At 66.1% G+C, this 25,963-nt stretch carries 19 protein-coding genes and 1 pseudogene; 11 read left to right on the top strand and 9 right to left on the bottom strand.

The features are described from left to right. Positions 1-2: 2 nt before the first annotated feature. Positions 3-1,427, bottom strand: a complete 1,425-nt coding sequence (gene aldA / locus RZR99_RS01680) for an aldehyde dehydrogenase (protein WP_323117978.1) — start codon at positions 1,425-1,427, stop codon at positions 3-5. Between the two features lie 428 nt (positions 1,428-1,855). Here aldA and RZR99_RS01675 point away from each other — a divergent pair, with 428 nt between their 5' ends. Further along, positions 1,856-3,235 (top strand): uracil-xanthine permease family protein, encoded by a 1,380-nt coding sequence (locus tag RZR99_RS01675; RefSeq protein ID WP_323117977.1) that lies wholly within the window; start codon positions 1,856-1,858, stop codon positions 3,233-3,235. A 521-nt stretch (positions 3,236-3,756) separates the two neighbouring features. On the opposite strand, the gene RZR99_RS01670 is transcribed toward RZR99_RS01675, so the two are convergent. The 3 genes from RZR99_RS01670 to RZR99_RS33565 form a co-directional block, all read right to left on the bottom strand. After that, positions 3,757-4,860, bottom strand: coding sequence for a terpene synthase family protein (locus RZR99_RS01670; RefSeq protein ID WP_323117976.1), 1,104 nt, complete (start codon positions 4,858-4,860; stop codon positions 3,757-3,759). Between the two features lie 35 nt (positions 4,861-4,895). After that, entirely contained in the window at positions 4,896-5,834 is a 939-nt protein-coding gene (locus RZR99_RS01665; protein ID WP_323117975.1) for an SAM-dependent methyltransferase, read from the bottom strand. A 437-nt stretch (positions 5,835-6,271) separates the two neighbouring features. Further along, on the bottom strand, positions 6,272-6,487 hold the full coding sequence (locus RZR99_RS33565; RefSeq protein ID WP_456061823.1) for a hypothetical protein: 216 nt from the start codon (positions 6,485-6,487) through the stop codon (positions 6,272-6,274). A gap of 90 nt (positions 6,488-6,577) precedes the next feature. On the opposite strand from RZR99_RS33565, the pseudogene RZR99_RS01660 reads away from it, so the two are divergent. The 3 genes and pseudogenes from RZR99_RS01660 (at position 6,578) to RZR99_RS01650 (ending at position 9,373) form a co-directional block, all read left to right on the top strand. Next, positions 6,578-7,105 (top strand): annotated as a pseudogene (locus tag RZR99_RS01660) (1-deoxy-D-xylulose-5-phosphate synthase N-terminal domain-containing protein). Between the two features lie 557 nt (positions 7,106-7,662). Next, positions 7,663-8,010 carry a hypothetical protein gene (locus RZR99_RS01655; protein ID WP_323117974.1) on the top strand — a complete coding sequence of 116 codons (348 nt, stop codon included), beginning with the start codon at positions 7,663-7,665 and terminating at the stop codon, positions 8,008-8,010. A gap of 235 nt (positions 8,011-8,245) precedes the next feature. Beyond that, on the top strand, positions 8,246-9,373 hold the full coding sequence (locus RZR99_RS01650) for a porin (protein ID WP_323117973.1): 1,128 nt from the start codon (positions 8,246-8,248) through the stop codon (positions 9,371-9,373). A 605-nt stretch (positions 9,374-9,978) separates the two neighbouring features. Here RZR99_RS01650 and RZR99_RS01645 read toward each other — a convergent pair. After that, positions 9,979-10,701, bottom strand: coding sequence for a winged helix-turn-helix transcriptional regulator (locus RZR99_RS01645; RefSeq protein WP_323117972.1), 723 nt, complete (start codon positions 10,699-10,701; stop codon positions 9,979-9,981). A gap of 656 nt (positions 10,702-11,357) precedes the next feature. On the opposite strand from RZR99_RS01645, the gene RZR99_RS01640 reads away from it, so the two are divergent. From RZR99_RS01640 to RZR99_RS01625, 4 genes are all read left to right on the top strand, one after another. After that, on the top strand, positions 11,358-13,946 hold the full coding sequence (locus RZR99_RS01640) for a hypothetical protein (protein WP_323117971.1): 2,589 nt from the start codon (positions 11,358-11,360) through the stop codon (positions 13,944-13,946). 53 nt (positions 13,947-13,999) lie between these two features. Then, on the top strand, positions 14,000-14,242 hold the full coding sequence (locus RZR99_RS01635) for a hypothetical protein (protein ID WP_323117970.1): 243 nt from the start codon (positions 14,000-14,002) through the stop codon (positions 14,240-14,242). Continuing rightward, a complete protein-coding gene (locus tag RZR99_RS01630; RefSeq protein ID WP_323117969.1) occupies positions 14,239-15,411 on the top strand; it encodes a hypothetical protein in 1,173 nt (390 codons plus the stop codon). The genes RZR99_RS01635 and RZR99_RS01630 overlap by 4 nt, the downstream gene beginning before the upstream one ends. Positions 15,412-15,943: 532 nt before the next feature. Further along, a complete protein-coding gene (locus RZR99_RS01625; protein WP_323117968.1) occupies positions 15,944-17,209 on the top strand; it encodes an MFS transporter in 1,266 nt (421 codons plus the stop codon). A gap of 163 nt (positions 17,210-17,372) precedes the next feature. On the opposite strand, the gene RZR99_RS01620 is transcribed toward RZR99_RS01625, so the two are convergent. Beyond that, positions 17,373-18,164, bottom strand: a complete 792-nt coding sequence (locus tag RZR99_RS01620; protein WP_323117967.1) for an H-NS family nucleoid-associated regulatory protein — start codon at positions 18,162-18,164, stop codon at positions 17,373-17,375. 311 nt (positions 18,165-18,475) lie between these two features. On the opposite strand from RZR99_RS01620, the gene RZR99_RS01615 reads away from it, so the two are divergent. Further along, positions 18,476-19,552, top strand: a complete 1,077-nt coding sequence (locus RZR99_RS01615) for an FUSC family protein (protein WP_323117966.1) — start codon at positions 18,476-18,478, stop codon at positions 19,550-19,552. 222 nt (positions 19,553-19,774) lie between these two features. On the opposite strand, the gene RZR99_RS01610 is transcribed toward RZR99_RS01615, so the two are convergent. Then, complete coding sequence (locus RZR99_RS01610; protein WP_323117965.1) at positions 19,775-20,386, bottom strand: GNAT family N-acetyltransferase; 612 nt, start codon at positions 20,384-20,386, stop codon at positions 19,775-19,777. A gap of 143 nt (positions 20,387-20,529) precedes the next feature. On the opposite strand from RZR99_RS01610, the gene RZR99_RS01605 reads away from it, so the two are divergent. Together RZR99_RS01605 and RZR99_RS01600 are read left to right on the top strand one after the other, a co-directional pair. After that, on the top strand, positions 20,530-21,234 hold the full coding sequence (locus RZR99_RS01605) for a YceH family protein (protein ID WP_323117964.1): 705 nt from the start codon (positions 20,530-20,532) through the stop codon (positions 21,232-21,234). A gap of 71 nt (positions 21,235-21,305) precedes the next feature. Beyond that, positions 21,306-22,373 (top strand): DMT family transporter, encoded by a 1,068-nt coding sequence (locus tag RZR99_RS01600; RefSeq protein WP_323117963.1) that lies wholly within the window; start codon positions 21,306-21,308, stop codon positions 22,371-22,373. 90 nt (positions 22,374-22,463) lie between these two features. Here RZR99_RS01600 and RZR99_RS01595 read toward each other — a convergent pair whose 3' ends face one another. Beyond that, positions 22,464-23,711 carry an NRAMP family divalent metal transporter gene (locus RZR99_RS01595; protein ID WP_323117962.1) on the bottom strand — a complete coding sequence of 416 codons (1,248 nt, stop codon included), beginning with the start codon at positions 23,709-23,711 and terminating at the stop codon, positions 22,464-22,466. A gap of 566 nt (positions 23,712-24,277) precedes the next feature. Then, positions 24,278-25,867 carry a threonine ammonia-lyase, biosynthetic gene (gene ilvA, locus RZR99_RS01590; protein WP_323117961.1) on the bottom strand — a complete coding sequence of 530 codons (1,590 nt, stop codon included), beginning with the start codon at positions 25,865-25,867 and terminating at the stop codon, positions 24,278-24,280. Between the last annotated feature and the right edge of the window lie 96 nt (positions 25,868-25,963).

The raw sequence follows: 25,963 nt of genomic DNA, 5'->3' as shown, positions 1-25,963 counted from the left end.
CTTCAGTACTTCATGACGACGAGGCGCGTCTGCGTGAATTCGAGCATCCCGTGCTTGCCGTCGTCGCCGCCGAGGCCGGAGCGCTTCCAGCCCGCGTGATAACCCTGATACGGATCGGCGGGCGTGCGGTTCACGTACAGTTCGCCCGCTTCGATGGCGTTCGCCACCTTCATCGCGGCCCGGTAGTTTTCCGTGTAGAGCACCGACGCCAGCCCGAACTGGTGATCGTTCGCGAGCGCGATCGCTTCGTCGATCGATGCGTAGCGCAACACCGCGAGCACCGGACCGAAGGTCTCCTCCTGCACGATCTCCATGTCCTGCCGGCAGTTCGACAGCAGCGTGGCCGGGTAGAAAAAGCCCGGGCCGTCCGGTATCGCGCCGCCGGTTTCCAGCGTCGCGCCGTCGGCGAGCGCGCGCTCGACCATCCCGTGGATATGCGCGCGGGCGGCGGCGCTGACGAGCGGCCCCATGCGCGACGGCTCGACGGCGCGGTCGCCCGTCCGCACCGCGCTCATGTGCTGCTTCAGCAGTGCGACGAAGCGCTCGTACACGCTGTCGTGCACGTACACGCGCTCGATCGCCGTGCAGAGCTGGCCGCAATGCGTGGTCTTCGACGCGACGAGCGCCCGCGCCGCCCGGTCGAGATCGGCGTCCGGCTCGACGATCGCGGGTGTCTTGCCGCCCAGTTCCAGCGACGGCTTCGCGATGTTCGCCTTGCAGTAGTCGAGCACCTTGCGGCCCGCGTTCACGCTGCCCGTGAGCGTGATCATGCCGACCGCCGGATGGGTGCAGAGCGCTTCGGCGCTCGCATGATCCATCGTCAGGATGTTGACGACGCCTGCCGGGAAACCCGCGTCGTCGACCGCCCGCGCGATCTCGAACGCCGAGCACGGGGTGTGGTTGCTCGGGCGCACGACCACGGTGTTGCCGGCGATCAACGCGGGCGCGATCTTGCGCAGCAGCGTGTACACGGGGAAGTTGAACGGAATCAGGCACGCGACGACGCCGATCGGCTCGCGCTGCAGGAACAGGTTCTCGTCGGGGGTGTCGCTCGGGATGATTTCCCCTTCGATGCGGCGCGCCCATTCGGCGTGATAGCGGGTGATCTGGCCGGCGTAGACGGCTTCGTTGGTCGCCTCCTCGACGCTCTTGCCGGACTCACGCGCGAGCGCGGCGCCGATCTGCGGCGCGCGCGCCGCCAGCGCATCGGCAAGCCGGTGCAGGCAGGCCGCCCGCTCGGTGCTCGGCAGCTTGCCCCACGATTTCCGTGCGGCGGCGGCGGCGTCGACGGCGGCCAGCGCCTCGCGCGGCGTGGCGGCCGGCACGCGTGCGATCACCGCTTCGCTGGCGGGATCGTGGACGGCGATGAACGCATCGCCGCCGGTTTCGGTAAAACGGCCGTTCACGTAGTGTTGCTCGGTGCGCATGGGCGGGCTCCTCCGGATAAGCAGCGGCGGATCGCTTCGGCTGGCGACCGGACGCACGGATTGCGGGTGAGGCGCCATTCTTGTCATGCAATTTACGCACGACAAGCGACTATTTCTCGCCTCTAACTTGCGTAAAAATCATGTTACTCGACCGAATGCGGTCGCCTGGAGATCGAATCCCGACCGGCCGAGGCCCCGGCGAAGCGGCCGCGGCCAGCGCGCGGGCCGGCAATCCGATCGCCGGGAATGGACACGTCCGGCTCGCCGTCCCGCGAAACGTCCTTGCAACCGCCATCGCATCGCGACCTCGATGCGGTGCGCCGACGGCGACGGGCGGTGCGATACCGCCCCGGACGACGCGAATCCGGGCGCCGGCGGAGTGTTCCCGTTAAAATCTCGCACTTTCCATCTTGACCGGCCGTTCCGCCATGCAACCCGCCCCCCTCGCCCAACCCGTTTCCGACGACGCCGACGGCGCCCACGACCTGGTCTACGGCCCCGACGACCGGCCCGCCCCGACGGTCGCCTTCGTCGCCGCCCTGCAGCATCTGCTCGCCATCCTGGTGCCGATCGTCACGCCGGGCCTGCTGATCTGCCAGGCGCTCGGTGTCTCCAGCCGCGACACCACGCTGATCGTGTCGATGTCGCTCGTGATCTCCGGCATCGCCACCTTCGTCCAGTGCAAGCGCTTCGGCCCGCTGGGCGCCGGCCTGCTGATCGTCCAGGGCACCAGCTTCAACTTCGTCGGTCCGCTGATCGCCGGCGGCAGCCTGATGGTCAAGCAGGGCACGCCGGTCGAAACCGTGATGGCCGCGATCTTCGGCGTCGTCATCGCCGGCTCGTTCGTGGAAATGGGCGTGTCCCGCGTGCTGCCGTTCGTGAAGCGGCTCATCACGCCGCTCGTCACCGGCATCGTGGTCCTGCTGATCGGCCTCACCCTCATCAAGGTCGGCCTGATCAGCATGGGCGGCGGCTACAGCGCGATGGCCAAGGGCAGCTTCGCCAGCGCGCAGAACCTGACGCTCTCCGGCCTGGTGCTGGGCGCCATCATCCTGCTCAACCGGGTGCCCGTGGTCTGGGTGCGCAGCACCGCGCTCGTGATCGCGCTCGCGATCGGCTATCTCGCGGCCGCCGCGATGGGCCGCCTGGATTTCACCGGCGCGCGCGAAGCCGCGCTGTTCCAGATCCCGACGCCGCTGCACTTCGGCCTGGGGTTCTCCTGGTCGCTCTTCGTGCCGATGCTGATCATCTATCTGGTCACCTCGCTCGAAGCGATCGGCGACGTCACCGCCACCAGCAAGATCTCCCGGCAGCCCGTCGAAGGCCCGCTGTGGATGCAGCGCATCAAGGGCGGAGTGCTGGTCAACGGCGCCAACTCGCTGCTGGCCGGCGTCTTCAATACGTTCCCCAGCTCCGTGTTCGCGCAGAACAACGGCGTCATCCAGCTCACCGGCATCGCCAGCCGCCACGTGGGCCTCTGGATCGCCGGCATGCTCGTCGTGCTGGGGCTGTTCCCGCCGGTCGCCGGGATGCTGCAGGCCGTGCCCGAGCCCGTGCTCGGGGGCGCCGCGATGGTGATGTTCGGGGCGGTGGCCGCTTCCGGCATCAACATCCTCGCCGGCATCCGGCTGGACCGCCGCGCGCTGCTGATCATCGCCGTCTCGCTCGCGCTCGGCCTGGGCGTGTCCCAGGTGCCGGAGATCCTCGTCAGCCTGCCGCACGCGCTCAAGAACGTGCTGGAATCGGGTGTCGCGACGGGCGGCATCTGCGCGCTGCTGATGAACTGGTTCCTGCCGGAACGACAGTGACGCGTCGCCGGGCGATGAGCCGCCCGGTTATCGCGCGCGCCGGATCGACCGAGCGGCGTAGGCCAAAGTGAAATCGTCACCGTTTGCGAAGCAAAGATGTCACCTCGTCGAGAGACAGCCACGACGCAAGACGAAACCCTTTTGAATTCAGTCGGTGACGCGTTTCGAATTAAAATTCTCCCTGGCCGCGGCGTGGCGAAGCCCGCTGTCAACTGCTCCTCGGCTTATTTCTACGCAGGTGGCCGCGGTCTCGCGCGTTACCCGGATCGTCAGTTTCGGCTCACGATCATGCTGCTGCGATAAGCAGGATTGTCTCGCTATCAAGACGGCGACCGGCGGCCGCGTGCATCCGCCGCTATGCCCGACCCAGTGACGGGGGCATGCAATGTGGTCAGCTGGACGGCAGGCTGATTGAGCTTCCACGCCTGCCTTTCGGAACAACGAGGGGCAACGTCGGGCACATAGCGGTTGAGTAGCCCAATCAGCTCAACCAGCCAAGCCCACCCCCTCCCAGCCGTGGATCAGTGTGGGCGCCGCGCCTCTTCCAGATCCGCAGCTGCAACCTCGTCGGTAGACGGTAACGGTCGGATGGTCACCTCGCCAGAGATGAACCGCTTCCCTTTGAAATCCCGGCCATGGTAGCGCGTGCTGATGGCGTGAAATTCCGCGTTGCCGGACGCCAGATGCTCGAGTTCGGTCACATAGGCGCGCACATCGTCCCGGCTGCCGAGCGGACCGGCAAGGACGCGGTCGCGCGCTGCGATCAGATTGCGCTCGTTCTCGGCGACCAATGTCGCCAATTTGTTCAGCGTCTCCTGAAGCTTCAAGCCTTCGCGATACATCAACAGCCAGACGGAGTTCACCGAATCGGCGATGTGAATTTCCTTTCGGAACGAATACGGATCGTTCACCAGCGTGATCGAATCGATCGCGGCCGTTCGCATCTCCGCAAGCGAGCGGTCCGACACGAGGCAGTCGGTCATGTCCACATCGATCGCGTACTCCGTCATGATGGCTGCCCATTCCCCGTAGTTGTCGATGCGCCGCATCTCCAGATAGGCTTCGAACGTGAGTTCATCCATTTTCAATGCCAACGGATCCGTCTGCCTGATGATCAGGACGTGCAAGGAGTCCTCCAGGCGTTTCCAGACCCGCGGTTTCGACGAAAGCTGCTTCCTGATGGGCAACAGTCCCTCATACAGCAACTGTGCGATGGGCGCCGAGTCCGGCGGACAGATGCCGGCGATGGCATCGAAATAGTGCCGGCGCAGCGCCGATCGCCTTTGCCCCTGCTCCAGCATGTCGGGGTTGGTGAGCGTATCGTCTATCAGCGTGGTGATGCTCATCATCCTTTCCAGATCGTAGATTCGATCCTTCAGGGTGTGCGGATAGCAAAGCCCGCCGAACGACGGCATGCTTTGTGCCAGATAATGGTCCACGGCTTTCTGGCTGCCGTAGTGAGCGAGGATGTACGGGCTGTCAGTGAGCGCGATCCGGCGCTCCACCTCGTCATGATCCGGATGCCACATCGGTTTCAGCTGCAGATTGAAATCCGGATGGAATACCTTTTCGCCGTGTTTCGGCAGGCCGGGCAGGTTGCGCACGAAGTTCGGAATCTCTTTCATGATCGGCTCTCGGGTTCGAGGTTTCGCGGCACCCTTCAACGGCCGGGCTTGAGCACGACGCTGTAAATGGAAACCTGATTCTTCACGATCGCGACGGCCAAGCTTTCGCACATCACGCGAAGTTCCTCCAGCGCACCGGCCACGCCCGCCGGGAAATTGCGTTCGATATTGTCCTGTACGCTCAACAGCCATCGCGTCGCGTCTGCCCGGTCCGGCAGGATTCGCATATCCTCGACACGAAAGCTGCTTTGTTCGAACACTTGGCGCAGATACGTCGGCGTCTTGCGATACTTGCACGCCAGCCTGTCAACCGTGTCCGGGGTATCCGACCGGTATTTCGAGAGATCGACGTTATATAAATTGTCCGACACCACGACAGTTCCGTCAGGATCCATCCGCTGTCGCAGCTTGGTCATCACGATTTCGAACAGGTCGTAAGGAAAATGAGAAATCACACCACGCATGATCGCGATGTCGTAGAGTTGATCGGAATCCGGCAGTAAATCGAGGTCCAGCGCATTGCACCGGAACAGGTTGATCCTGTCCGACAACCCCCTTGCCGCGTTGACTTCGGCGCAATATTCAAGCTGGCGGTCGCTGATATTGATGCCGTCGAAGCGACGACAGTCGGGAAACCGCCGGGACAGATCCCGCAGCGCTGTTCCCCATCCGCATCCGATATCGAGAATCCGGCTGATCGGCGAATGATTACGCACGTCCAGGCCAGCGACCTGCAGTTGGCGCTCGAAATACCTGAGGCCGGATTCGTCGAGATCGATCGGCTGCGGCGAGTGCGGATGGTCATATACGCCGAACTGGAACCAAAGACGATCGCCGATGGCCTTGCTCCAGTTTTCCGGATCGTCCTGATATGCAGATTCAACCTTTTCTTGATAAGAGCTGATTTCAGATCCACGAATGACAGCGAACGGAATACGCGCGGAGGGTGAATTGGATAGCGCTATGGTGTTCACTGTGCGCTCCTGGGTCGAAGCTGAGCGTTTAATTAACTAGACGCTTCACGGCGACGCTGAAGGGAAAGGCTTCTCTACATTGTCAAAATGCGCGATTTCAAACCAGGCTCATCCTTTCCGGCGACCAGGCACAAGACCAGATGCGATGATCTCGGAAAAATTTCACCCTCCGCCCTGCTTCGCGAAAGGATAAATTAAGAACTCAATCTTACTTCCCTTGCGGGAAGATTATTTTTCGCCGTTTTTTCAATCCTTTGTGTTCGCAGTTTCCCGGCATTCTCACTATGCTGGCGAAACCCGATATGCGATTTATATGCAAGGCATTCCGCGTTTTCAAGAATCTGTTCTGGTGTGCCAGGTGCCCAACATCGCGTGGCAAGCAAAGCAGTGAAGCTTACGGAAACGATCACATTTATCGTTCCACAACTTGGCGTAGTTCATCGCGGGGAAATGGAACACCCGCGTCGCGAGGCGAAATCGTGACGACCCACCTTCAGAATCTCGGCCCGCCCGACGATCCGCGTCGGCTTGCCTGAACCGTACTGCCGCAACTGGCGCAGGCGCTGCGCGCTTTTGTGCTCGACAGCGTGTCGAAACCCGGCGGCCACCCAGCCTCCAATCTGCGCAGCATCGAACTGGCGATCGTGTTGCATTACGTATTCGATACGCCGCGTGAGCGGATCGTCTAGGAAGTTGGCCACCTGTCGAATCCGCCCAAGATCTTGACCGGTCGTCAAGATGCGATGGCGACGATCCGGCGGTTCGGCGGACTCTCGGGCTTCCCGAGCCGCGTCCGAGTACGATGCGTTTGGTACCGCGCATTCGAGCACGTCGATTTCCGCCGCGTTCGGCATGGCGTACACGGCGCGCTTGTCGGACATTCGATGTCATTGCGTCGCGGTGATCGGCTGCGGCGCGCTGTCGGCCGGCATGCCTTCGAAGCGCCGAACAATGCGGGGGCTGCGGAAAACCTGCCCTTGATCGTCGTGTTGAACGACAACGACATGTCGATTTCGCCCCCTGTCGGCGCGCTGCGACATGCACTGGGACGCTTGACGGCCGGCCGCGCCGATGCGCGTTCCAAGCGGCAGACGCAGACGGTGCTCGACCTTATCTCGACTTCTCGCTGCCTTGCGAACCTGATGGAGGCGCATGTGAAAAGTCTGGTCGCACCCACGACGCTCTTCGAGAAACTGGGCTTCAACTACGTCGGCCCGCTCGACGGTCACGACGTCGACGAGCGCGTTGGGGCCTTGTCGAACATGCACTGACGCACATCCATGCCGGCACATTTGATGGTTCGCCGAAACCCGATCCCGTCGAGGCAACCGCTTGCCGCTGGATCGAGTTCGCAGAACCGGTCGAGCGGGTCGATGCCGAACCGACTGCATTCACAGTCTGGTTCCGCTACCTGATTGAGAAAACGCACCCGCAAGGAATGTTGGTCTGGACTCGATTACGATCGCGACAGCATCTGCTATCGACAAATTCGACGTTTGGCACGGCGGATCGAGTGTGCTGTTTCTTGTCAGGATGCTCCGTACATAAGAACAGGTTCAGGCGTTGCGGTTCTGCAGATGGTCCATCGCTACCACGGAAGACAGACGGCGAACGCCAGTTCCTCGGCCGGCACCCCGCGCATTGACGACTCGCTGTTCTCGACACGTCGGCGCCATGTCGAGAACAGCGCGCACACCGGCTTTACGAGATTTTTTCGAAGCGGACGGCGGTCTATATACCAAAGCTTCACGGCGATTTCTAGAATGCTCGCCATGTTCCAGACCGGATCTTCGTGGTGTCTGCGATGACGCAGCGCGAAGATGACTGCATGAAGCCTCTCCGTACCGATTCCGCCTCGATCCGCTTTCCCCTCTTTCGCGCGCCCCGACCGACCGTTGCCGCCGCGCCGCGCAAACCCGCTGCCGACTATCCGGTGCTGCTGTCGATCCAGGTCGAATCGGACCGCCTCGCCGAGGTGCGCCGCGCGCTGCATCGCGAGATCGGCCCCGCGCTGAGCCTCTACACGGCGTCGATCGACAACCTGACCGGCCGGGCCTGCCTGCAGCTCGAACTGGCGAGGGCGCGGGTGTCGACCGCGATGTCGTCGATCATGCGCTTGCTGCCCGAAGCCGAGTTCGGTCCGATCCGCCGCCCGCGGCGTTCACCCACATCCTGAGCACCGGCGCGGCACGTTCCGCGCACCCGCGGCAGCCGTAACGCCGCCGCCGAACGCTCATCCCCCCTCATGCGCGACACGTCGCGCCGCCTCTCGCGAGGCACGCCAGGCAGTTCACGTCAGCATCATCGGTGCAGCGCGCGTCGGATCCGGCACAGGCCGGCCCGCGCGGGGCCCGGTTGCGCCGGCGATTCGTCGCACCTCCCGTTGAATCGGGTCTTTCCAGGAAGTCACAATGAAAAAAGAAATTGTCTGCGCGCTGTCCGTTTCCGTGTTCGGTATCGCCGCCCATGCGCAAAGCAGCGTCACGCTCTACGGCCTGCTGGACACCGGCATCGCGTACACGAACAATCAGTCGGGGAAAAGCACGTGGCAGCAAGGCAGCGGCCTGCTGTCGAACACGGTGTTCGGCCTGAACGGCGCCGAGGATCTCGGCGGCGGGTTGCACGCGATCTTCCGCCTCGAGAGCGGTTTCAGCCTGAACAACGGCACGCAGTCGTACCGCAACACCCTGTTCGGCCGCCGCGCTTATGTCGGCTTGCAGAACGACCGTTACGGCACCGTCACGCTCGGCCGGCAATACGACGCGGTAGTGGATTACCTCGGCCCGCTCGCGATGGCGAACAACGGCGACGGCAACAACCTCGCCGCGCACCCGTTCGACAACGACAACATCGACGATTCGTTCTATATCAACAACTCGGTCAAGTACACGAGCCCGACGATCGCGGGGCTGCAGTTCGGCGGCATGTACGGCTTCAGCAACCAGCCCGGCGGCTTCGCGAGCAACCGTTCGTACAGCATGGGCGTGTCGTATGCGAACGGCCCGGTCAATCTCGGCGCGGCCTACCTGCAGCTCAATCGCGGCGGCACGACGGCGGGCGGCGCGCTGTCGAACAACGACGGCGCGAATTTCCCGGCGGCGCGTCAGCGGGTGTTCGGCGCGGGCGGCAGCTACACGTTCGATCAGTTGACGGTCGGCGCGCTGTGGACGCATTCGATGTTCGACGACACGGCCGCCTCGTCGCTGCCGGGCGCGCTGAACGCGCTGCGCTTCGACAACTACGAGATCAACGCACGGTATGCGCTGACGTCCGCCGTGTCGTTCGCCGGCGCCTACACGTTCACGAACGGCCACTATAGCGACGCCGCAGGCGGCCGCAGCCCCAAGTGGCACCAGGTCTCGCTGATGGCGGATTACGCCTTGAGCAAGCGCACCGATGTGTACGCGCAAACCGTGTACCAGCATCAGGGCGGCGTGGCGTCGGGCACGACGCTCGGCTTCGCGAACATCAACGGGCTCGCGGCATCGTCGACGAATACGCAGATCGCGGCCACCATCGGCATGCGGCACCGGTTCTGACATCGCGGCCGCGATGCGGCGCGCGGGGCACCGTCCACCCGCGCGCCGCATCGGTTTCACGCGAATCATCGCCGGCTGGCGATTGCCCGCCGATCGAAACGGCGGTGTCCGCGCGGCAGCCCATCGACGCGGACAGCCGTCCCATGGGGAAAGATGCCGCAAGGCGCAAGCGCCTGGCCGGAGATCCGCTCGCGTATCCGGGACGCAGGTCTGCACGAAGGTAGCGCGGCGTACCCTGGGCGCCACGCCACGGCAACCGCACGTGGCTCATCCCGAGCGCATCGATTCCACAACGCCGATAGCCGGACGCGCGCGCGCGAACTCGGCGGGCCGCTGCGTTCGACCGTCTCGCGCGCCGAGACCGGACACGCGGCAGCGGCAATGACATGGTTCGCGAAATTCGGTGCGACACGCATTGGGGAAACGCGCGACGGCGCCGATCGCGCGTGCCGGTCATGGAGCAGCAGATCAATCGATGCCTCGACATCCCGGCGTGCGGATCGGCCGCGGCCCGTCGAATCGGGCCGATTACGGGCGGACACGGCGCTCGCTGCAGGCAGCGTCGTCCGGTTTGAATTGAAGCAGACGCTCGCTTGGCTGCCCGTCTAGTCGACGGAGGCGCAAACGGGTTCGACGGCATCCAGCCGGTATCCGTATCCCCTGATCGACTTGATCAGGTAACCGCCTTCAGCGCCGAGCTTCAATTTTCTCTTCAGACTGACAATAGCCATTCGGATTCGCGCGGCCGCCGATTCGGCCGAGTCGCCCCAGATCGATTCCGCGATTTGATTCGCGGGCAGCAGCCGGCCGAGATTCCTGAACAACAACAGGCACAGATAAAAATCGGCGGTATTGACCGGAACACTTTCGCCGAACAGAAATATCCTTCGACCGAGCAAATCGAATTCGTAGCCTCCATACACCTCGCTGGATAGGCCGCCCGTGCCGATCTCGGCGCGGCGCACCAGCGCGCCGACATACGACATGAAGAACGACCGGGAAGCCGTTGCCGCTACGAAGGCATCCGCGCCGGCGTCCAGCACGGCGATCCCGGATATCTCGTCTTCCTCGTCGGGCATCACGACGACGATCGGCATCCCGATCAACGCGCTTTTCCGTCTGGCGAGAAGCGCTTGGCCGTCCGGAGATTTCACGTCGTCGTATCCGACCAGCATCAGGCAAAACACGCCATCGGTCACCCGGTTCGCCAGCCCCGCTCCGCTATGGATCATGTGCTGCTTGTATTCGGATCCCTTGATCTTTTCGCTGACGGTATGAATGAGGGAGGCGTTTGCCGAAAGGATCACCAGCCGTTTGTACTTGTTCATGTCAGCCATCCTGAAATGGCGGATTCGGTTTTGCTTCCTGCGCCGGAAGAGCGGATCGAATGACAGCCGGGTCAGTCGACCTGGAGACAGGGCGAGATTGCGCACGAATACGACGCCCATGCATCGAGATGCATCGACGATCGGCACCGGCCGTTGGCCGCGCGATCACACCGGGCGACGCCGTTCACATCGCGAATACGGCCCGCACCGAAAGCGCCGCGTGTTCGATGACAGCCCCCCTGATCGACCGCGATCCGGCCACCGATCGGCGTCGTGCGGGTCGTCGGCATACCGCGTGCCCTGCCCCTTTCTCTCTTGCTCGCCCGGCGTGAGCCCATCGAGTGTCGCGCGGCCATCGCTGTGACGATCCGAGCACGGCCGTCAATCCGCGATGCGCTCCGCGCGGCAACCCGCGATCGCCCGGCAACCGTGCCGTCAGTCACGCGATATTTGCCGTCGGCATGCAGCCGGCTTCGCTCTCGTGGCCTCAGCTTCGGGTTTCGACAAAGCCCATCGCATGCCCCACCTAACATCGATTCATCTGAAGCACAGCCGCTTACTCATCGCCTCACAGGCCGTCCCGGTTCGTTGAGCATCGAGGCGCCGCCCAATCAGCTTTTTTTTCGAGCACCTTCATGAAGGTCACATCGAAATCCTTGAATCCGGTGCAGGAAGCCGGCCTCCCGGCCGACGCATCGTCACCCCGACCGGTATCCGCGCGTCCGCGCGCCTCCCCCTTGCGGAACGCATTGCCGGCGCGTCATCCGTCGCACGCCAGCGGCACGCCGGCACCGCGCGCTGAACTACCGCCGAAGTCATCCGCGCACGGCGAGGCCCCACTCAAGCTGGGTCGCGATACGCTTGAAATTCCCCCGGGAGCGCGATACGACGCGGGCGCGGGACTGGGACGGCACCCGAGCGGCGAACGGCTTCAGGTCGTCGAGTTCGTCAAGCCCGGCAGTGCCGAGCCGCCCGTGGCCGTGGTCGGCATAGCGCATCCCGATGGACACAGCTTCGAGGTCTTCGACCAGCAAAACCATCGGGACGCCGGTCGCTTGAGGCTGGTGTCGTCCTCGGACGGCGGCCGGGTCGCGGTCGACGCGAGCGCGGCGGGACTCAAAGGGGGCGCGCCCGGCCAAAGCGCCGGACATATCGTTCACAGCCGCTCCTCGGCCACCGGCTATCGACTGGAAAACGGCATGCCCTGCGGCCGCGACGGTCGCGCGACGATCGCGCCCAGCCGCGCTTCGGTGACCGGCTTCAAGACGCTCGACGGACTCGCCTGCGACCGCGATGGCTACGCCGTGGTCTCGTCCAGCCGCGCTTCGATCACCGGTTTCAAGACAGCGGAAGGACTCGCCTGCGGCCGCGACGGCCACGCCGTGGTCTCGCCCAGCCGCGCTTCGATCACCGGTTTCAAGACAGCGGAAGGACTCGCCTGCGGCCGCGACGGCCACGCCGTGATCTCGCCCAGCCGCTCGTCGATTACCGGCTTCAAAACGTCGGAAGGACTTGCTTGCGACCGTGACGGCCATGCGGTGATCTCGCCCAGTCGCGCTTCGGTGACCGGCTTCAAGACGCTCGACGGGCTCGCCTGCGACCGCGACGGCCATGCCGTCATCGCGCCCAGCCGCGCCTCCGTTACCGGCTTCAAGACACTCGACGGACTCGCCTGCGACCGCGACGGCCGCGCCGTCATCGCACCCAGCCGCGCTTCCGTTACCGGCTTCAAGACGCTCGACGGGCTCGCCTGCGACCGCGACGGCCATGCCGTCATCGCGCCCAGCCGTGCCTCCGTTACCGGCTTCAAGACGCTCGACGGGCTCGCCTGCGACCGCGACGGCCATGCCGTCATCGCGCCCAGCCGCGCCTCCGTTACCGGCTTCAAGACACTCGACGGACTCGCCTGCGACCGCGACGGCCGCGCCGTCATCGCACCCAGCCGCGCTTCCGTTACCGGCTTCAAGACGCTCGACGGGCTCGCCTGCGACCGCGACGGCCGCGCCGTCATCGCACCCAGCCGCGCTTCCGTTACCGGCTTCAAGACGCTCGACGGGCTCGCCTGCGACCGCGACGGCCATGCCGTCATCGCGCCCAGCCGTGCCTCCGTTACCGGCTTCAAGACGCTCGACGGGCTCGCCTGCGACCGCGACGGCCATGCCGTCATCGCGCCCAGCCGCGCCTCCGTTACCGGCTTCAAGACGCTCGACGGGCTCGCCTGCGACCGCGACGGCCGCGCCGTCATCGCACCCAGCCGCGCGTCCGTTACCGGCTTCAAGACGCTCGACGGGCTCGCCTGCGACCGCGACGGCCGCGCCGTCATCGCACCCAGCCGCGCGTCCGTTACCGGCTTCAAGACGCTCGACGGGCTCGCCTGCGACCGCGACGGCCGCGCCGTCATCGCACCCAGCCGCGCGTCCGTTACCGGCTTCAAGACGCTCGACGGGCTCGCCTGCGACCGCGACGGCCGCGCCGTCATCGCACCCAGCCGCGCTTCCGTTACCGGCTTCAAGACGCTCGACGGGCTCGCCTGCGAGCGCGACGGCCGGGCGATCGTGTCGCCCAGCACCTCGTCATTCACCGGCTTTCGCGGCCCCGACACACTGCCCTGCAACGCCGACGGCCACGCGCAGATCGCCCGGTCCGCCGAATCGCCGACGGGATTCCAGCGGCTCGGCTCGGGCGAGCCTTGCAACGCCGACGGCAACCCCGTTCGCGGCATTTCCAAGGACGACCTCGATCCGTTCATCACGAAGCGGCTGCCCGCCTCTCCGGCGCCGGCGCGCGCGATCTATCACAAGCAAGCCGCAATGATGGCGCAGTACGCCGGCGAGGAAACGGGGAGCGTGTGGGGGACCAAAGTGCGCTACCTCTCCTCGTCGGAACGGGCGGAACGGGAACTGACGGTCGACCACAAAGGCATCCTGCGCACCGCCGACGGTCAGCGCTTCGACACCAGTCAAGCAGGCGCGGGCGGCGAACGCGGCCACGCGATTTTCGTCATGGACCACGACGGAAGAATCTTCGCCTCGTGCAGCCCCGCCGTCGGTAAATTTCATCACTCGTCCTTCCTGGGAGGCGCGCCGGTTGCCGGAGCAGGTACGCTGAGGGTGGCAAACGGCCATCTCCAGGAAGTGACGCGGAGAAGCGGCCACTATCGGCCGACGGTCGGACAACACAAGCAGGTTGTCGACAACCTGAGTCATCTGGGCGTCGGTACATTCACCTCTTCAACCGCGGTCTGACTATGAACTCTTTCGAAAACGCCCCGTTGTTCCTGAGAATCCCCGTGGCTGTCATGGACAACCTGCGCGAGCCGCTGTCGTTCTCCGGTTTCGACGCAGACGAGGCCGCCCAATTCCTCGACGCCTACGAGCCGTCCGAACAGGCCGGCATTCGAAGCGCGCTCGAGTTCGCGGAACGGCATCCCGACCACGATTTTGCGGGGCTCGTCCCCGGCATCCCATACTCGAATGCACAGATCCACGCGTTTCTGTGCAGGCTGAGACGTTCCCTGTTTTCTACTGGAGAGGCTTCATGACCCGCTTCAATCCTCTCGGCTCCTCGGCGTCGCGACATGCCCGGACCTCCGGACCGCAAGAGCAAGGCGCCTCGCAGCGGCCATCCAACGCTGGCCAGTCGCGCTCCAGCGCACGCGCCACACCCCGGCAGTTCGAAGGACTAGACAACAGCGGCGGCTCGGGCTCGGCCCCGCGCATGGACCCCGACACGGCGGCCACGCAATTACAGGCGCTGGCGCGCGGCCACCTCGCGCGCAAGGAGATCAAGGTGAGTTCGCACGACGGCGTCGTGCATGTCGACGTCCACGGCGGCCCGGAGACGTTCGCCAAGATCGGCCTGGGGCAGTTCGCCGGCGCGTACCCCAAGACGCTCCACTACAAGGCAATGGACGCCTCCAAGTTCCGCCTCCACGCCGTCGGCGGAGATCGGATCCGTCAGCCGATGGAGATGAGCGGACAGCACATCAACGCAGCACTGCTGGACCACCCTCAGGTCGCGGATGCTCACGTCAATGTGATGCAGAACGCAAGTTTCTACAACGCGGCCCGGCATGTCGACAGCAGCGTGCCGAGCGCGACCGCAATCGGCAACAACCGGACGCTGGGAGGACGCCAGCTTCCCCCGCTTCGTTCTCCGCAGCAATACGCCGACGTTCTGGAAACGGTCGACCTCGGTACGTCCGGCCTCAAAAGCGGACCTTTGCTCTCGCGCGGCGGCGAGCAGCAGTTCGGCGCGCGGCAGATGGCCGAACCGCGCTTCCAGTACCGCCCGGAGCAAGGCCGGCCGATGCTCGACCACGCCAACCAGCCGAACCCCCGCTCGGCCATCGGCTTGCCCGCACAGGTCGGCTACGGCGGCAACAGCCTTCCGTCCACCCACGGGTCCGGCCCGGCGGATAGCGCCCATTGGGACGCGGTCCGCATGGCGTCGTTCACGGCCACCACTCGCGGAAGCCACAGCGACGGCGTCACGATGGCCGATCTTGCGGCGACGATGACCAAGCTCGACCGGCACAATGCATCGCAGTCGCAGAGCCACCCGTCGCGCACGATCAACCTCGATGGCGGCGGATCGCTATACAACGGTCAGATCGATCATCGCGGCCGGAAAAACGAACTGGATGTTCCCGGCCGCCACAACGGAGCGCCGAACTACCTGGTGGCGACCTCGAAGCAGAAGGTGAGGTGACGCGCAACGGCCGCCGTCCCGTGCGCCTGTTGCCCGCTCCGTACGACGGGGCATCAGGAATCGCAATGTGAAGTGCGATGTCGCGATCAAGGGATCGGGAGGCGGGTCCGGGCGGTTTCCCGGCGCAGGCTCCGTCCCCGATCCTTCCGGCAGGGCCCGTCCACGCGACGGGCCCTTTGTTTTGCGGCGCCCATCGCCCCAGCAAAAAAAACTATCATCAATAAACTTCAATAGCTTTTGTCAACTTTATGAAAAGAGGCTAATTTTCAACCCCATACCGCCTCCTTCCACCCTCGCCCGTCACACAAAATACGTTTGACAAACTATCTTTAGATATATATCGTAAAACATATCTTACGATGCAGAAGCGCCCTGGCCCGCTGAGCCGCTCCCGATCCATCAGCACGCGTCCCACCGCGCCCCCATCCTGAGAAAAGTCTCGAAGCTCGCGTCGGGCCCGGCATCGCGCCGCCGCCTCCATCGCGCCCATCAAGGAAGCCTCGCGGCTTTCTTTTTCCAAGGATCACCGTCGATGTATTCGCTCAGTTCGACTCATGAACGCCGCCTGCTGTGGCTGCTGGCGCTCACGCAATTCACCGTCATCATGGATTTCATGGTGATGATGCCGCTCGGCCCGCAGATCATGCACGCGTTCCGCATCACGCCGGCCGCGTTCGCCACCGCGGTCTCGGTCTACTCCGTCTGCTCCGGTTTGTCGGGGCTGTTCGCCGCCACCTATATCGACCGCTTCGACCGGCGCCGCCTGCTGCTCGCCGTCTACGCGCTGTTCGCGCTGTCGAACCTCGGCTGCGCGCTGGCCGATACCTATCCGCTGCTGCTGGCCGCGCGTGCCTTCGCCGGGCTCACCGGCGGCGTGCTGGCGTCGATCGTCATGGCCATCGTCGGGGACGTGATCCCGATCGCGCGGCGCGGCGCGGCCACCGGCACGATCATGACCGCCTTCTCGCTCGCGGCCATCGCGGGCGTCCCCGCCGGCGTGCTGCTCGGCGCGCACTTCGGCTGGTCCGCGCCGTTCCTGCTGCTGGTCGCGCTGTCCCTCGCGATCTGGTCCGGCGTGCTGCGCATCGCGCCGCCGCTCGCCGAGCATCTGCGACAACGGCCGCCCGCGCTGCGCGAAGTGCTGCCGAACCTGTGGAAGCTGTTCAGCAATCCGCGCCATCTGAACGCGTTCGCGCTGACCTTCATCATGATGGTGTCGCACATGCTCGTGATCCCGTTCATCTCGCCGACCCTGGTCGCGAATCACGGCGTTCAACCGGCGCAGTTGTCGTGGATCTACATGGCGGGCGGCGCCGCGACGTTCTTCACGTCGCGCTGGATCGGGCGCATGGCCGACCGCTACGGCAAGCATCACGTGTTCCGCATCCTCGCGCTGGTGTCGATGCTGCCCGTGCTGTTCATCACGCATCTGCCGAACCTGCCGTTCGTCGCGGTCGTCCCGTTCTTCGCGCTCTTCATGGTCGTGATGTCCGGGCGAATGGTGCCGATGCAGGCGCTGCTGACCACCGTCCCGGCCCCGAGCCAGCGCGGCGCATTCCTCAGCGCCAACAGCGCGCTGCAGGCGCTCGGCACCGGCACCGGCGCATGGCTGGGCGGATTGATGCTGTCGAGCGGCCCGAACGGCCGGATCGAAGGGTACGGCACGGTGGGATGGGCGGCGGTCGCGGTCGCGGCAATCACCGTGTGGTGGATCAGCCGGGTGACGTCGTCCGGCGACCGGCATCCGACGCCGTCCGACGGTCCGGATTTCCGGCAGGAAACGCTCGGCGAAGCGTGAGCGGGGCCCAGCGGCTCACGCCATCGGACGATCGGCGGAGCCGCTGCGCGCACACGCTGCCGTGATCGATTGCGCCGGGCGCGGTAGCACCCGGGCTGGCAACGCAATCCGGGCGCATCGACATAGCGTATCGAGCGAGCGGGCCAAGCGCCCGCTTGCCGCATCAAGCCGCGGCCGATCCGTCAGTCGAAACCGATGCGGAACCCGCGGCCGGCTGTTTGGATGCGGCGGTCTTTCGAGCCGCCGCTTTCTTCACGGCCGGCGTTGCTGCCGTCCCGGCGGCACCTTTCCCGGCCTTCACTGTCTTGCTGACGGCTTTCCTGGCCGCCGTTTTCTTGCTGGCCGCACGGCCCTTCCCGGCCGCTACCTTCTTGGCCGCCGCCTTCACAATCACGGCCTCGCGCTTCGCCGCGCCGGCCTTCTTCGCCGCCGCGCCGCGCGTGCCCGCCCCCTTCGACGCGCCCGCCTGGTCGCCCGCGCCCGCGATCAGGAACAGCGAGCGATCCTTGGCCGAAGCCAGCCAGGCCGGCGCCGGACCGCGCCCGCTCCACGTCGCGCCGGACTTCGGATCGCGGTACTTGGGCGGCAGCGCGCCCTTCGCGGCGGCCTTGCCGCGCGCGGGTTGCGCGTGGCCCGCCGCGGCGCCTTCGATCAGGAATCGGCTGCGGTCCTTCACGTTCTTGATCCACGCGGGCGGACGCGCGTGCCCGCTCCACGTCTCGCCCGTCTTCGGATTCAGGTACTTGGCCGGCAGCTTGCCGTTGGCGGCTGCCCGCGCGCGCTCGCGGCGCGCCTTCGCCTTCGCTTCGATGTCGGCGGTCGTCAAGCCATGCTTGATCATCAGCTCTCGAATCTGATCGAGCGCCGCCTGGGCTTTCTTCGCGATGAGCGCATCGGCCTGCGCCTGAAGCTTCTTCATCTTTGCCTGGATCGCTTCGAGCGTCGTTGTCATCATCGCCTCCTTTTATGCTGGATCGACGCACTATGCCACGGCCCAAGGCGTCAGCGCTACATTTTGCATGACCGGACAGCGTGGGCGGCAACAGCGCATTCCCGCGATTCGACCGCTCGCCGACACGGCAAGCAGCGGGCGGAGCCGGTATCGCGAGCACTCGGTGCCGGACGGATCGCATCGCGGCACCGAGTGCCGCAAGAGGCGGATCGAATGCATTCGGGCGGTATTTTCCACGGCGGTCTTATCGCGCGGCGTGCAGAACGTGAGAAAGTTCGGGGTACGCATCGACTTCCGGCCCTGCCCGTCCCACCATGAGTCTTTCCGCTCTTTCCCGTTTGCCGGCGCTCGTTCGCGGTGCGCTGCGTCCGCTGCGCGACCCGCATCGCCGCTATCGCCACGCGAAGCTGATCCACGCGGGCCGCGTCGCGCTGAGCGTGCTGACGTCGATCGCCCTGACGGCGGGCCTGCGGGTCCCGCACGGCGAGTGGGCGACGATCACCGTGCTGGTCGTGATCGGCGGGCTCCAGCATCACGGCAATATCCGCAAGAAGTCGGCGGAGCGCGCGCTCGGGACCGTGATCGGCGCGGCGGTCGGCTTGTTGCTGATTCTGCTGCAATCGGTGACCGGATGGCCGTTGCTGACCGCGCTGCTGATGACCCTCGCCTGCGGGCTGTTCGCCTATCACGCGATCGGCAAGGCCGGCTATATCGCGCTGCTGTCGGCGATCACGCTCGTGATCGTCGCCGGGCACGGCGACAACGGCATCGCCGACGGCCTGTGGCGCGCGGTGAACGTCCTGATCGGCATCGCGCTCGCGCTGTCGTTCTCGTTCGCGCTGCCGCTCTACGCGACCTATTCGTGGCGCTACACGCTCGCCGACTCGCTGCGCGGCTGCGCGGCCGTCCATGCGCGGATCAGTTCGAAACGCTATGCCAGCGACAACGAGCATCTGAAGGAGATGGCGGCATTGAGCGCGCTGTTGGTTCAGCTGAGATCGCTGATGCCCTCCGTATCGAAGGAAACCGACGTGTCGATGGCGCAGCTCGAGGCGATCCAGCACGGGCTGCGGCAATGCATCAGCGCGCTCGAGATGCTGTCGGGCATGCAGCCCGGGCCCGAGGATCCCGACGGCCGGCAGTTCATCCGGCATGCGCTCGGACGCGAGAACCGGAAGATCCGTGACATGTTGATCGGCGCCGGGCGCGCGCTCAAGTACGGCACGCTCGGCCGTCTCAAGCCGATCGCCGACGCGCATCCGCAGGCCGCGTTGCGGGACGAAGCGCCGCCGCAGCTGTCCGGATTCGTGTCGATCTCGCTGAAGCTGGCGCGCGAGATCGAACAGTTGAGGCAGCGTTTGCTGGAGACGTCGGGGAAGTGGAATATTTGATGGGTTCGTGAAATACGGTCGGGCGGGTTCCAGCTTCGCCGACAACGGGATCGCGATCGGCAGGAGCGCCTCGGCCCGGGCACTGCGTGATCGGCGTCGGATTGCGCGGCAGGGAAGAACCTCTTCAGCCGAGCATCCGTGCCCGTCCTCGTTGCCTCCTGCGCCCGGGCTCCACCATCCCGCCGCCGCGCAACGCATGCCGCCTCGCGCGCCCATCGTCGATCAATCCGTCAACGCACACACGTATCGCATCTCCGTCAGCGGAACGCCGCCGATCTGCATGGCCTTGCTCAGGTCGTCGTACCGGAATCCGATGCGTTCATAAAACGCGCGCGCGAGCGGATTCTCCGCCAGCACCCACAGCCCCGCGTGCGAATAACCGGCGTCGCGCAGCGCATGACGCGCCGCATCGACCAGGCGCGCGCCGATGCCTCGGCCCCAGTACGCCTGCAGCAAATAAATCGCCATCACTTCACCCCAATTACCGTCCTTGTCGTCGTCCCGGCACGCGCCGAACGCAACCCAGCCCGCGACCGCCTCATCGACACGGCCCATCAACACCCGGGATTGCCCGCTCCGCAGCTGGTTCTGCCAGCTGACAGTGCGCGCCGCGATCGACAGGTTTTTCAGGAATCGCTCCGGCAGGATCGCCGGGTAGGCGGCTTGCCATGACGCGACATGGATCGTCGCGATGGTCTCGGCATCCTCGTAGGCCGCTTCACGTATTTCCACGGTCATGGGCACGGCTCCGTCTTTTTTGGGCAGCAGCCATGTTATCGGGATCTTTCGGGCGATGCTCGACGTCCGGACGGATGGGTCCGGGATCGGATCCAAAGGCGTCGGCCCGCGCGTTTCGTCAGCCGCCCGGTATTACCAAGCGCGCCCAGCCCGGCTATCATCTGACCCACCGCCCAAACCCGCCGGCAAGTTCGCGGCCGGGCATCCACGCAGCAGCGGCACAGAGCGACATCATCGACATGAATTCCACTCCCGAAAGCATTCCGCGCCACGCGATCCGCGCGCTGACGCCACTCGAAGCCCGCGTACTGGGCGTGCTGATCGAAAAGCAGCACACGGTCCCCGACACCTATCCGCTATCGCTCAACGCGCTGGCGTCGGGCTGCAACCAGAAAACCGCGCGCGCGCCCGTGATGAACGTCACCGAAGCCGAGATCCTCACCGCGATCGACGGCCTCAAACGCCTGAGCCTGGTGTCGGAGGGCAGCAGCAGCCGGGTGCCGCGCTTCGAGCACAACATGAACCGGGTGCTGGGCATCCCGACCCAGTCGGCCGCGCTGCTGACGCTGCTGCTGCTGCGCGGCCCGCAGACGGCCGCCGAATTGCGCCTGAACTCCGCGCGTCTGCACAGTTTCGCCGACATCTCGTCGGTCGAGGCGTTCCTCGACGAACTCGCCGAACGCCAGCCCGCGCTGGCGATCAAGCTGCCGCGCACGCCGGGGGAACGGGAAAGCCGCTGGATGCATCTGCTGTGCGGCGAGATGGCACCGGTTGAAACATCCGGCCCAGGCGCGTCCGAGAGCGCCGGATCGCCCGCCGAATTCGAGGCGCTGAAGGCCGAACAGAAGCATCTCGCGGCCGAGCTGGCCCGTCTGCAGGCACTCGTCGAGCATATGGCGGGCGAGCTGGGCATCAACCTCGATCAATTCACGCATCCGTCGTAAAACGCACCGTCCTCGGTACGGCCGCGGACGCCCCCAACTTCGCGCCATCCCGCCGACGCCCCCGAGCCCCCATGCCCGCCCATCGCCTGAACGCCGCCTTCACCGCCCTGCTCGCCGCCGCGCTGTTCGGCGCCACCACGCCGCTCGCGAAAACGCTGCTCGGCTCGCTGTCGCCCTACCTGGTCGCGGGGCTGTTCTATCTCGGCAGCGGAGCGGGCCTCGCAGCCGTCATGCTGGTCCGCCGGCTGACCGCGCGCGGCGCCGAGGCCCGGCGTCAGGCAAGCCGTTTCCCGCTGGCCGAACTCCCGTGGCTCGCCGGCGCGATCGCGGCGGGCGGCGTGGCGGGCCCGGCCCTGCTGATGCTCGGCCTGACGACCACGCCGGCCGCCACGGGCTCGCTGCTGCTGAATCTGGAGGGCGTGTTCACCGCGCTCATCGCGTGGATCGTGTTCCGTGAAAACGTCGACGGGCAGATCTTCGTCGGCATGATCGCGATCGTCGCGGGCGGCGTGCTGCTGTCCTGGCAGCCGGGCGCGGCCGGCCTTCCCGCCGGCGCGCTGCTGGTGGCGGCCGCATGCGCGTGCTGGGCCGTCGACAACAACCTCACCCGCAAGATCTCGACTCACGACGCCGTCGCCATCGCCTGCGTCAAGGGCCTGACGGCGGGTACCGTCAACCTGCTGATCGCGTGGCGGCTCGGCGCCGCGCCGCCGGGCGCGGCCCAGACCGCCGCCGCGATGCTCACCGGCTTCGCGGGCTACGGCGTGAGCCTCGTGCTGTTCGTCGTCGCGCTGCGCAATCTCGGCACCGCGCGCACCGGCGCCTATTTCTCGATCGCGCCGCTGTGCGGCGTCGGCCTGTCGCTGATCCTGTGGCCGGCATGGCCGTCCCCGCTGTTCTGGGCGGCCGCCGCATCGATGGCGTTCGGCGTGTGGCTGCATCTGCGCGAACGTCACGAACATGCGCACACGCATTCCTCGCTCGAACACCACCACCGCCACCGTCACGACGAACATCACCAGCACGATCACGACTTCGACTGGGACGGACAGGAACCGCATGCTCATCCGCACCGGCATACGCCGATTACGCATACGCACGCGCACTTCCCCGACATCCATCACCGCCATTCGCACTGACGGCGCGCGGCACGCCCGGGCCGGACGCGACTCCGCCCCGCCGCCGTCGCGCGCGCCGGCCGCCGCAACCGCCCGGCCGGCCTCGCCTCGTCACGACAGCCATCCGGCCGCGGCGCCCGCGATGCCCGCGACGCTCACCGCCAGCGCGATCGCGGCGACGCTCCACACATAGAGGCCGCGCGGCCGCCGCGCGGCCGGCAACGCGGTCACGCTCAGCGCAATCAGCAACCCGACGACGAGCGGCAGCATCACCGCGTTGACCACCTGCGCGGCGACGTTCAGCGACACCAGATCGGGCGCGATCCACACGATGCCCGCGCAACCCGTGACGGCCGCGACGTAGATCCCGTAGAACCACGGCGCGCGCGCGGGCCGGTCGTCGAGGGAACGCTGGTAGCCCGCCACTTCGCCCAGGCCCCACGCGAGCGACAACGAGCAAACGATCGCCGCGACCATCGACGCGCCCAGCACGCCCGCGCCGAACAGCACGCGCGCGGCGGAAGCGCCGACCACCGTTTCGAGCGCCGTGCTGATTTCGCCGACGCTTTGCAGCGCATGCGTCGCGCCGTGCCCGGACAGGGTCGCGGCCGCCGCGACCAGCACCGCGCCCGTCAAGGTCTGTGTGAGCACCGCACCCAGCGCCGTCTCGATCCGCGCGGTACGGTAGTCGCGCGGCATCAACCGCTTGTCCGCGACGGCGGCCTGCTGGTAGAACACCATCCAAGGATTGAAGGTCGCGCCGATCAGCGCGGCGGCGAGATAGCCGAAACCGGCGTCATGCAGAGGCGGATGCAGCATCTGTGCGGTCAGCGCGTGCCAGTCCGGCTGCGCGCGCCATGCGACGACAAAGAACATCAGTTCGAATCCGCCGATCAGGATCGCGATCTTGTCGACCCGCTTGTGCGATCCCGTCAGCACGACGGCGATCAATGCCAGCACCGCGAGCGGCAGGCTCGACGCGCGCGGCACGCCGAACATCTCGCCGACCCCGGCAACGCCGGTGAACTCCGTCACCAGCGATCCCAGCACGGCAACCACCAGCCCCGCGGCCGAGATCCATGCCCAGACCGCACCGAAGTGCGTGCGGATCAGTTCCCCGTGGCCGCGCCCGGTGAAGATGCCGAGCCGCACCGTCAATTCCTGCACGACGTACAGCAGCGGAATCAAACCCAGCAGCAGCGGCAGCAGCTGCGCGCCCCATTGCGCGCCGGCCTGCGCGGCGGTGACGACGTTGCCCGCATCGCAATCGGCCAGCATCACGAGCAGGCCCGGGCCCCACAGCGCGACCCAGCGCAGGCCCCAAGGAAGATTCGATCTGGAAACGGACGAGCCCGACATGCGTTTTGTAAGGAGGCGTAGGTAGGATACGGCGCCTGATTGTAGCGTCCCGACGCTGTCGGCCGACCTGCCTTCGCCCTTCACCCGCATTACAAGCGCGAACCGCGCGACACGGCGCGGATAATGCGCGTGCATCGCCTCACCTTCGCATCGAGGACCGGTCATGAACACCTATATCCTGCTGGCCGTCGGCTACGGCGCCGGCTTGCTGATCGCCATCTGGGGCATCTGGAAGCTCAGGTAGCGAACGGTATGCAAGCGGCGCGCGCAACGCACGTCCGGGTCGACACCATATCGTCGCGCCGCGCTCGCCCTCTCCGCCTCACGAGGTTGTCCCTACACCTTTCCGGCTCGCCAACGGCGCGCTCATGGCGACCGGCTGTCACCGCATCGTGCGGACAGGAAAACTTCCGATCGCGATCGGTCGCCCATCGCCCATCGCCCGTCGATCGGCTCGCGCCGCCCGGCACGCATGCGGCGAGCGGCCGCGACTCGCCGATCGCACCGCGACACCTCCGCCTGCCGCATCCCACGACGCAAACACGCGCTGCGCGCCTGACCCGCCCTCAGCCAAGAAACAGCCGGTACGCCGGATTCGCGCTCTCCTCCCGATACGGATAGCCGAGCCCGTCGAGGAAGCGTTCGAACTCCGGACAATCCGCCTGCGGCACCTGCAGGCCGACCAGGATCGAGCTGTAGTCGGCGCCCTGGTTGCGGTAGTGGAACAAGCTGATGTTCCAGTCCGGCGCCATCGACGACAGGAACTTCATCAACGCGCCCGGCCGCTCCGGGAATTCGAAGCGGAAGATCCGCTCGTCCCGCGCGAGCGGCGAACGCCCGCCGACCATATGCCGCACATGCTGCTTCGCCAGTTCGTCGCCGGTCAGGTCGATCGTCGCGAAGCCCTGCGCGTCGAAGGCGCGCGCGATCGCGGCCGATTCGTCGCGCCGCTTGATCTGCACGCCGATGAACAGATGCGCGACCTGCGCGTCGGCGATCCGGTAGTTGAACTCGGTCACGTTGCGCTCGCCGATCAATGCGCACAGCCGCCGGAAACTGCCGCGCGCTTCCGGCAACGTGACCGCGAACACCGCCTCGCGCGCTTCGCCCACCTCGGCGCGCTCGGCCACGAAGCGCATCCGGTCGAAGTTCATGTTCGCGCCGGACGTGATCGCGACCAGCGCGCGGCCCTCGATCTCCTCGCGTTCCGCGTAGAGCTTCGCGCCCGCGACCGCGAGCGAACCCGACGGCTCCAGCACGCTGCGGGTGTCCTGGAACACGTCCTTGATGGCGGCGCACAGCGCATCCGTATCGACCGTCACGACTTCGTCGAGATACGCACGGCACAGCCTGAAGGTTTCCTCGCCGACCAGCTTCACCGCCGTGCCGTCCGCGAACAGACCGACCTCGGTCAGCTCGACGCGCTTGCCGGCCCGCAGCGATTGCGCCATCGCGCACGAATCCTCGGTCTGCACCCCGATTACCTTGATCTCGGGGCGCACCGCCTTCACGTACGCGGCAACGCCGGCGGCCAGCCCGCCGCCGCCGATCGGCACGAAGATCGCGTGGATCGGACCTTGGTGCTGGCGCAGTACTTCCATCGCGACGGTGCCCTGGCCGGCGATCACGTACGGATCGTCGAACGGATGGACGAACGCCAGATCGCGCGCCTGCTGGATCTTCAGCGCATGCGCGTAGGCATCGCTGTACGACTCGCCGGCCTGGATCACCTCGACCGTCGGGCCGCCGTGCGCGCGCACCGCGTCGACCTGGACCTGCGGCGTGGTCACGGGCACGACGATCACCGCCTTGACGCCGAGCCAGGCGGCGGAAAAAGCGACGCCTTGCGCATGGTTGCCCGCCGACGCGGTGATCACGCCGCGGGCAAGCGCGTCGGCGGAAAGGTGCGCCATCTTGTTGTACGCGCCGCGCAGCTTGAACGAGAACACCGGCTGAGTGTCCTCGCGTTTCAGGTAGACAGGGTTGCGCAGCCGGGCGGACAGATTGCGGGCGGGCTCGAGCGGCGTCTCGCGCGCAACGTCGTAGACGCGCGCGGTCAGCACCCGTTTCAGGTAATCGTCCAGTGGACGGGGCGCGTGTTCGGTATCGTCCGACGAATCGGCGAGCGTGGCCGTGGTCGCGTCTAGGGTCTGCATGACAAGCTCCTGCGTGCTTTTTCATGCCCTGGAGACGGAAACAAAAAACCCGCCTCGTGGGGCGGGTTGCTGTGACTGCGTTCAGACGCGCGCTAA

The organism is Burkholderia alba (assembly GCF_034721475.1).
GTDB lineage: Bacteria > Pseudomonadota > Gammaproteobacteria > Burkholderiales > Burkholderiaceae > Burkholderia > Burkholderia alba.
This window is presented reverse-complemented; position numbering and strand designations above follow the sequence as displayed.

What these genes read in the sequence shown, in the direction of transcription:
- aldA (WP_323117978.1), bottom strand. Translation starts at nt 1,427, where the DNA reads ATGCGCACCGAGCAACACTACGTGAACGGCCGTTTTACCGAAACCGGC.
- RZR99_RS01675 (WP_323117977.1), top strand. Translation starts at nt 1,856, where the DNA reads ATGCAACCCGCCCCCCTCGCCCAACCCGTTTCCGACGACGCCGACGGC.
- RZR99_RS01670 (WP_323117976.1), bottom strand. Translation starts at nt 4,860, where the DNA reads ATGAAAGAGATTCCGAACTTCGTGCGCAACCTGCCCGGCCTGCCGAAA.
- RZR99_RS33565 (WP_456061823.1), bottom strand. Translation starts at nt 6,487, where the DNA reads ATGCAACACGATCGCCAGTTCGATGCTGCGCAGATTGGAGGCTGGGTG.
- RZR99_RS01655 (WP_323117974.1), top strand. Translation starts at nt 7,663, where the DNA reads ATGAAGCCTCTCCGTACCGATTCCGCCTCGATCCGCTTTCCCCTCTTT.
- RZR99_RS01650 (WP_323117973.1), top strand. Translation starts at nt 8,246, where the DNA reads ATGAAAAAAGAAATTGTCTGCGCGCTGTCCGTTTCCGTGTTCGGTATC.
- RZR99_RS01645 (WP_323117972.1), bottom strand. Translation starts at nt 10,701, where the DNA reads ATGAACAAGTACAAACGGCTGGTGATCCTTTCGGCAAACGCCTCCCTC.
- RZR99_RS01635 (WP_323117970.1), top strand. Translation starts at nt 14,000, where the DNA reads ATGGACAACCTGCGCGAGCCGCTGTCGTTCTCCGGTTTCGACGCAGAC.
- RZR99_RS01630 (WP_323117969.1), top strand. Translation starts at nt 14,239, where the DNA reads ATGACCCGCTTCAATCCTCTCGGCTCCTCGGCGTCGCGACATGCCCGG.
- RZR99_RS01625 (WP_323117968.1), top strand. Translation starts at nt 15,944, where the DNA reads ATGTATTCGCTCAGTTCGACTCATGAACGCCGCCTGCTGTGGCTGCTG.
- RZR99_RS01620 (WP_323117967.1), bottom strand. Translation starts at nt 18,164, where the DNA reads ATGATGACAACGACGCTCGAAGCGATCCAGGCAAAGATGAAGAAGCTT.
- RZR99_RS01615 (WP_323117966.1), top strand. Translation starts at nt 18,476, where the DNA reads ATGAGTCTTTCCGCTCTTTCCCGTTTGCCGGCGCTCGTTCGCGGTGCG.
- RZR99_RS01605 (WP_323117964.1), top strand. Translation starts at nt 20,530, where the DNA reads ATGAATTCCACTCCCGAAAGCATTCCGCGCCACGCGATCCGCGCGCTG.
- RZR99_RS01600 (WP_323117963.1), top strand. Translation starts at nt 21,306, where the DNA reads ATGCCCGCCCATCGCCTGAACGCCGCCTTCACCGCCCTGCTCGCCGCC.
- RZR99_RS01595 (WP_323117962.1), bottom strand. Translation starts at nt 23,711, where the DNA reads ATGTCGGGCTCGTCCGTTTCCAGATCGAATCTTCCTTGGGGCCTGCGC.
- ilvA (WP_323117961.1), bottom strand. Translation starts at nt 25,867, where the DNA reads ATGCAGACCCTAGACGCGACCACGGCCACGCTCGCCGATTCGTCGGAC.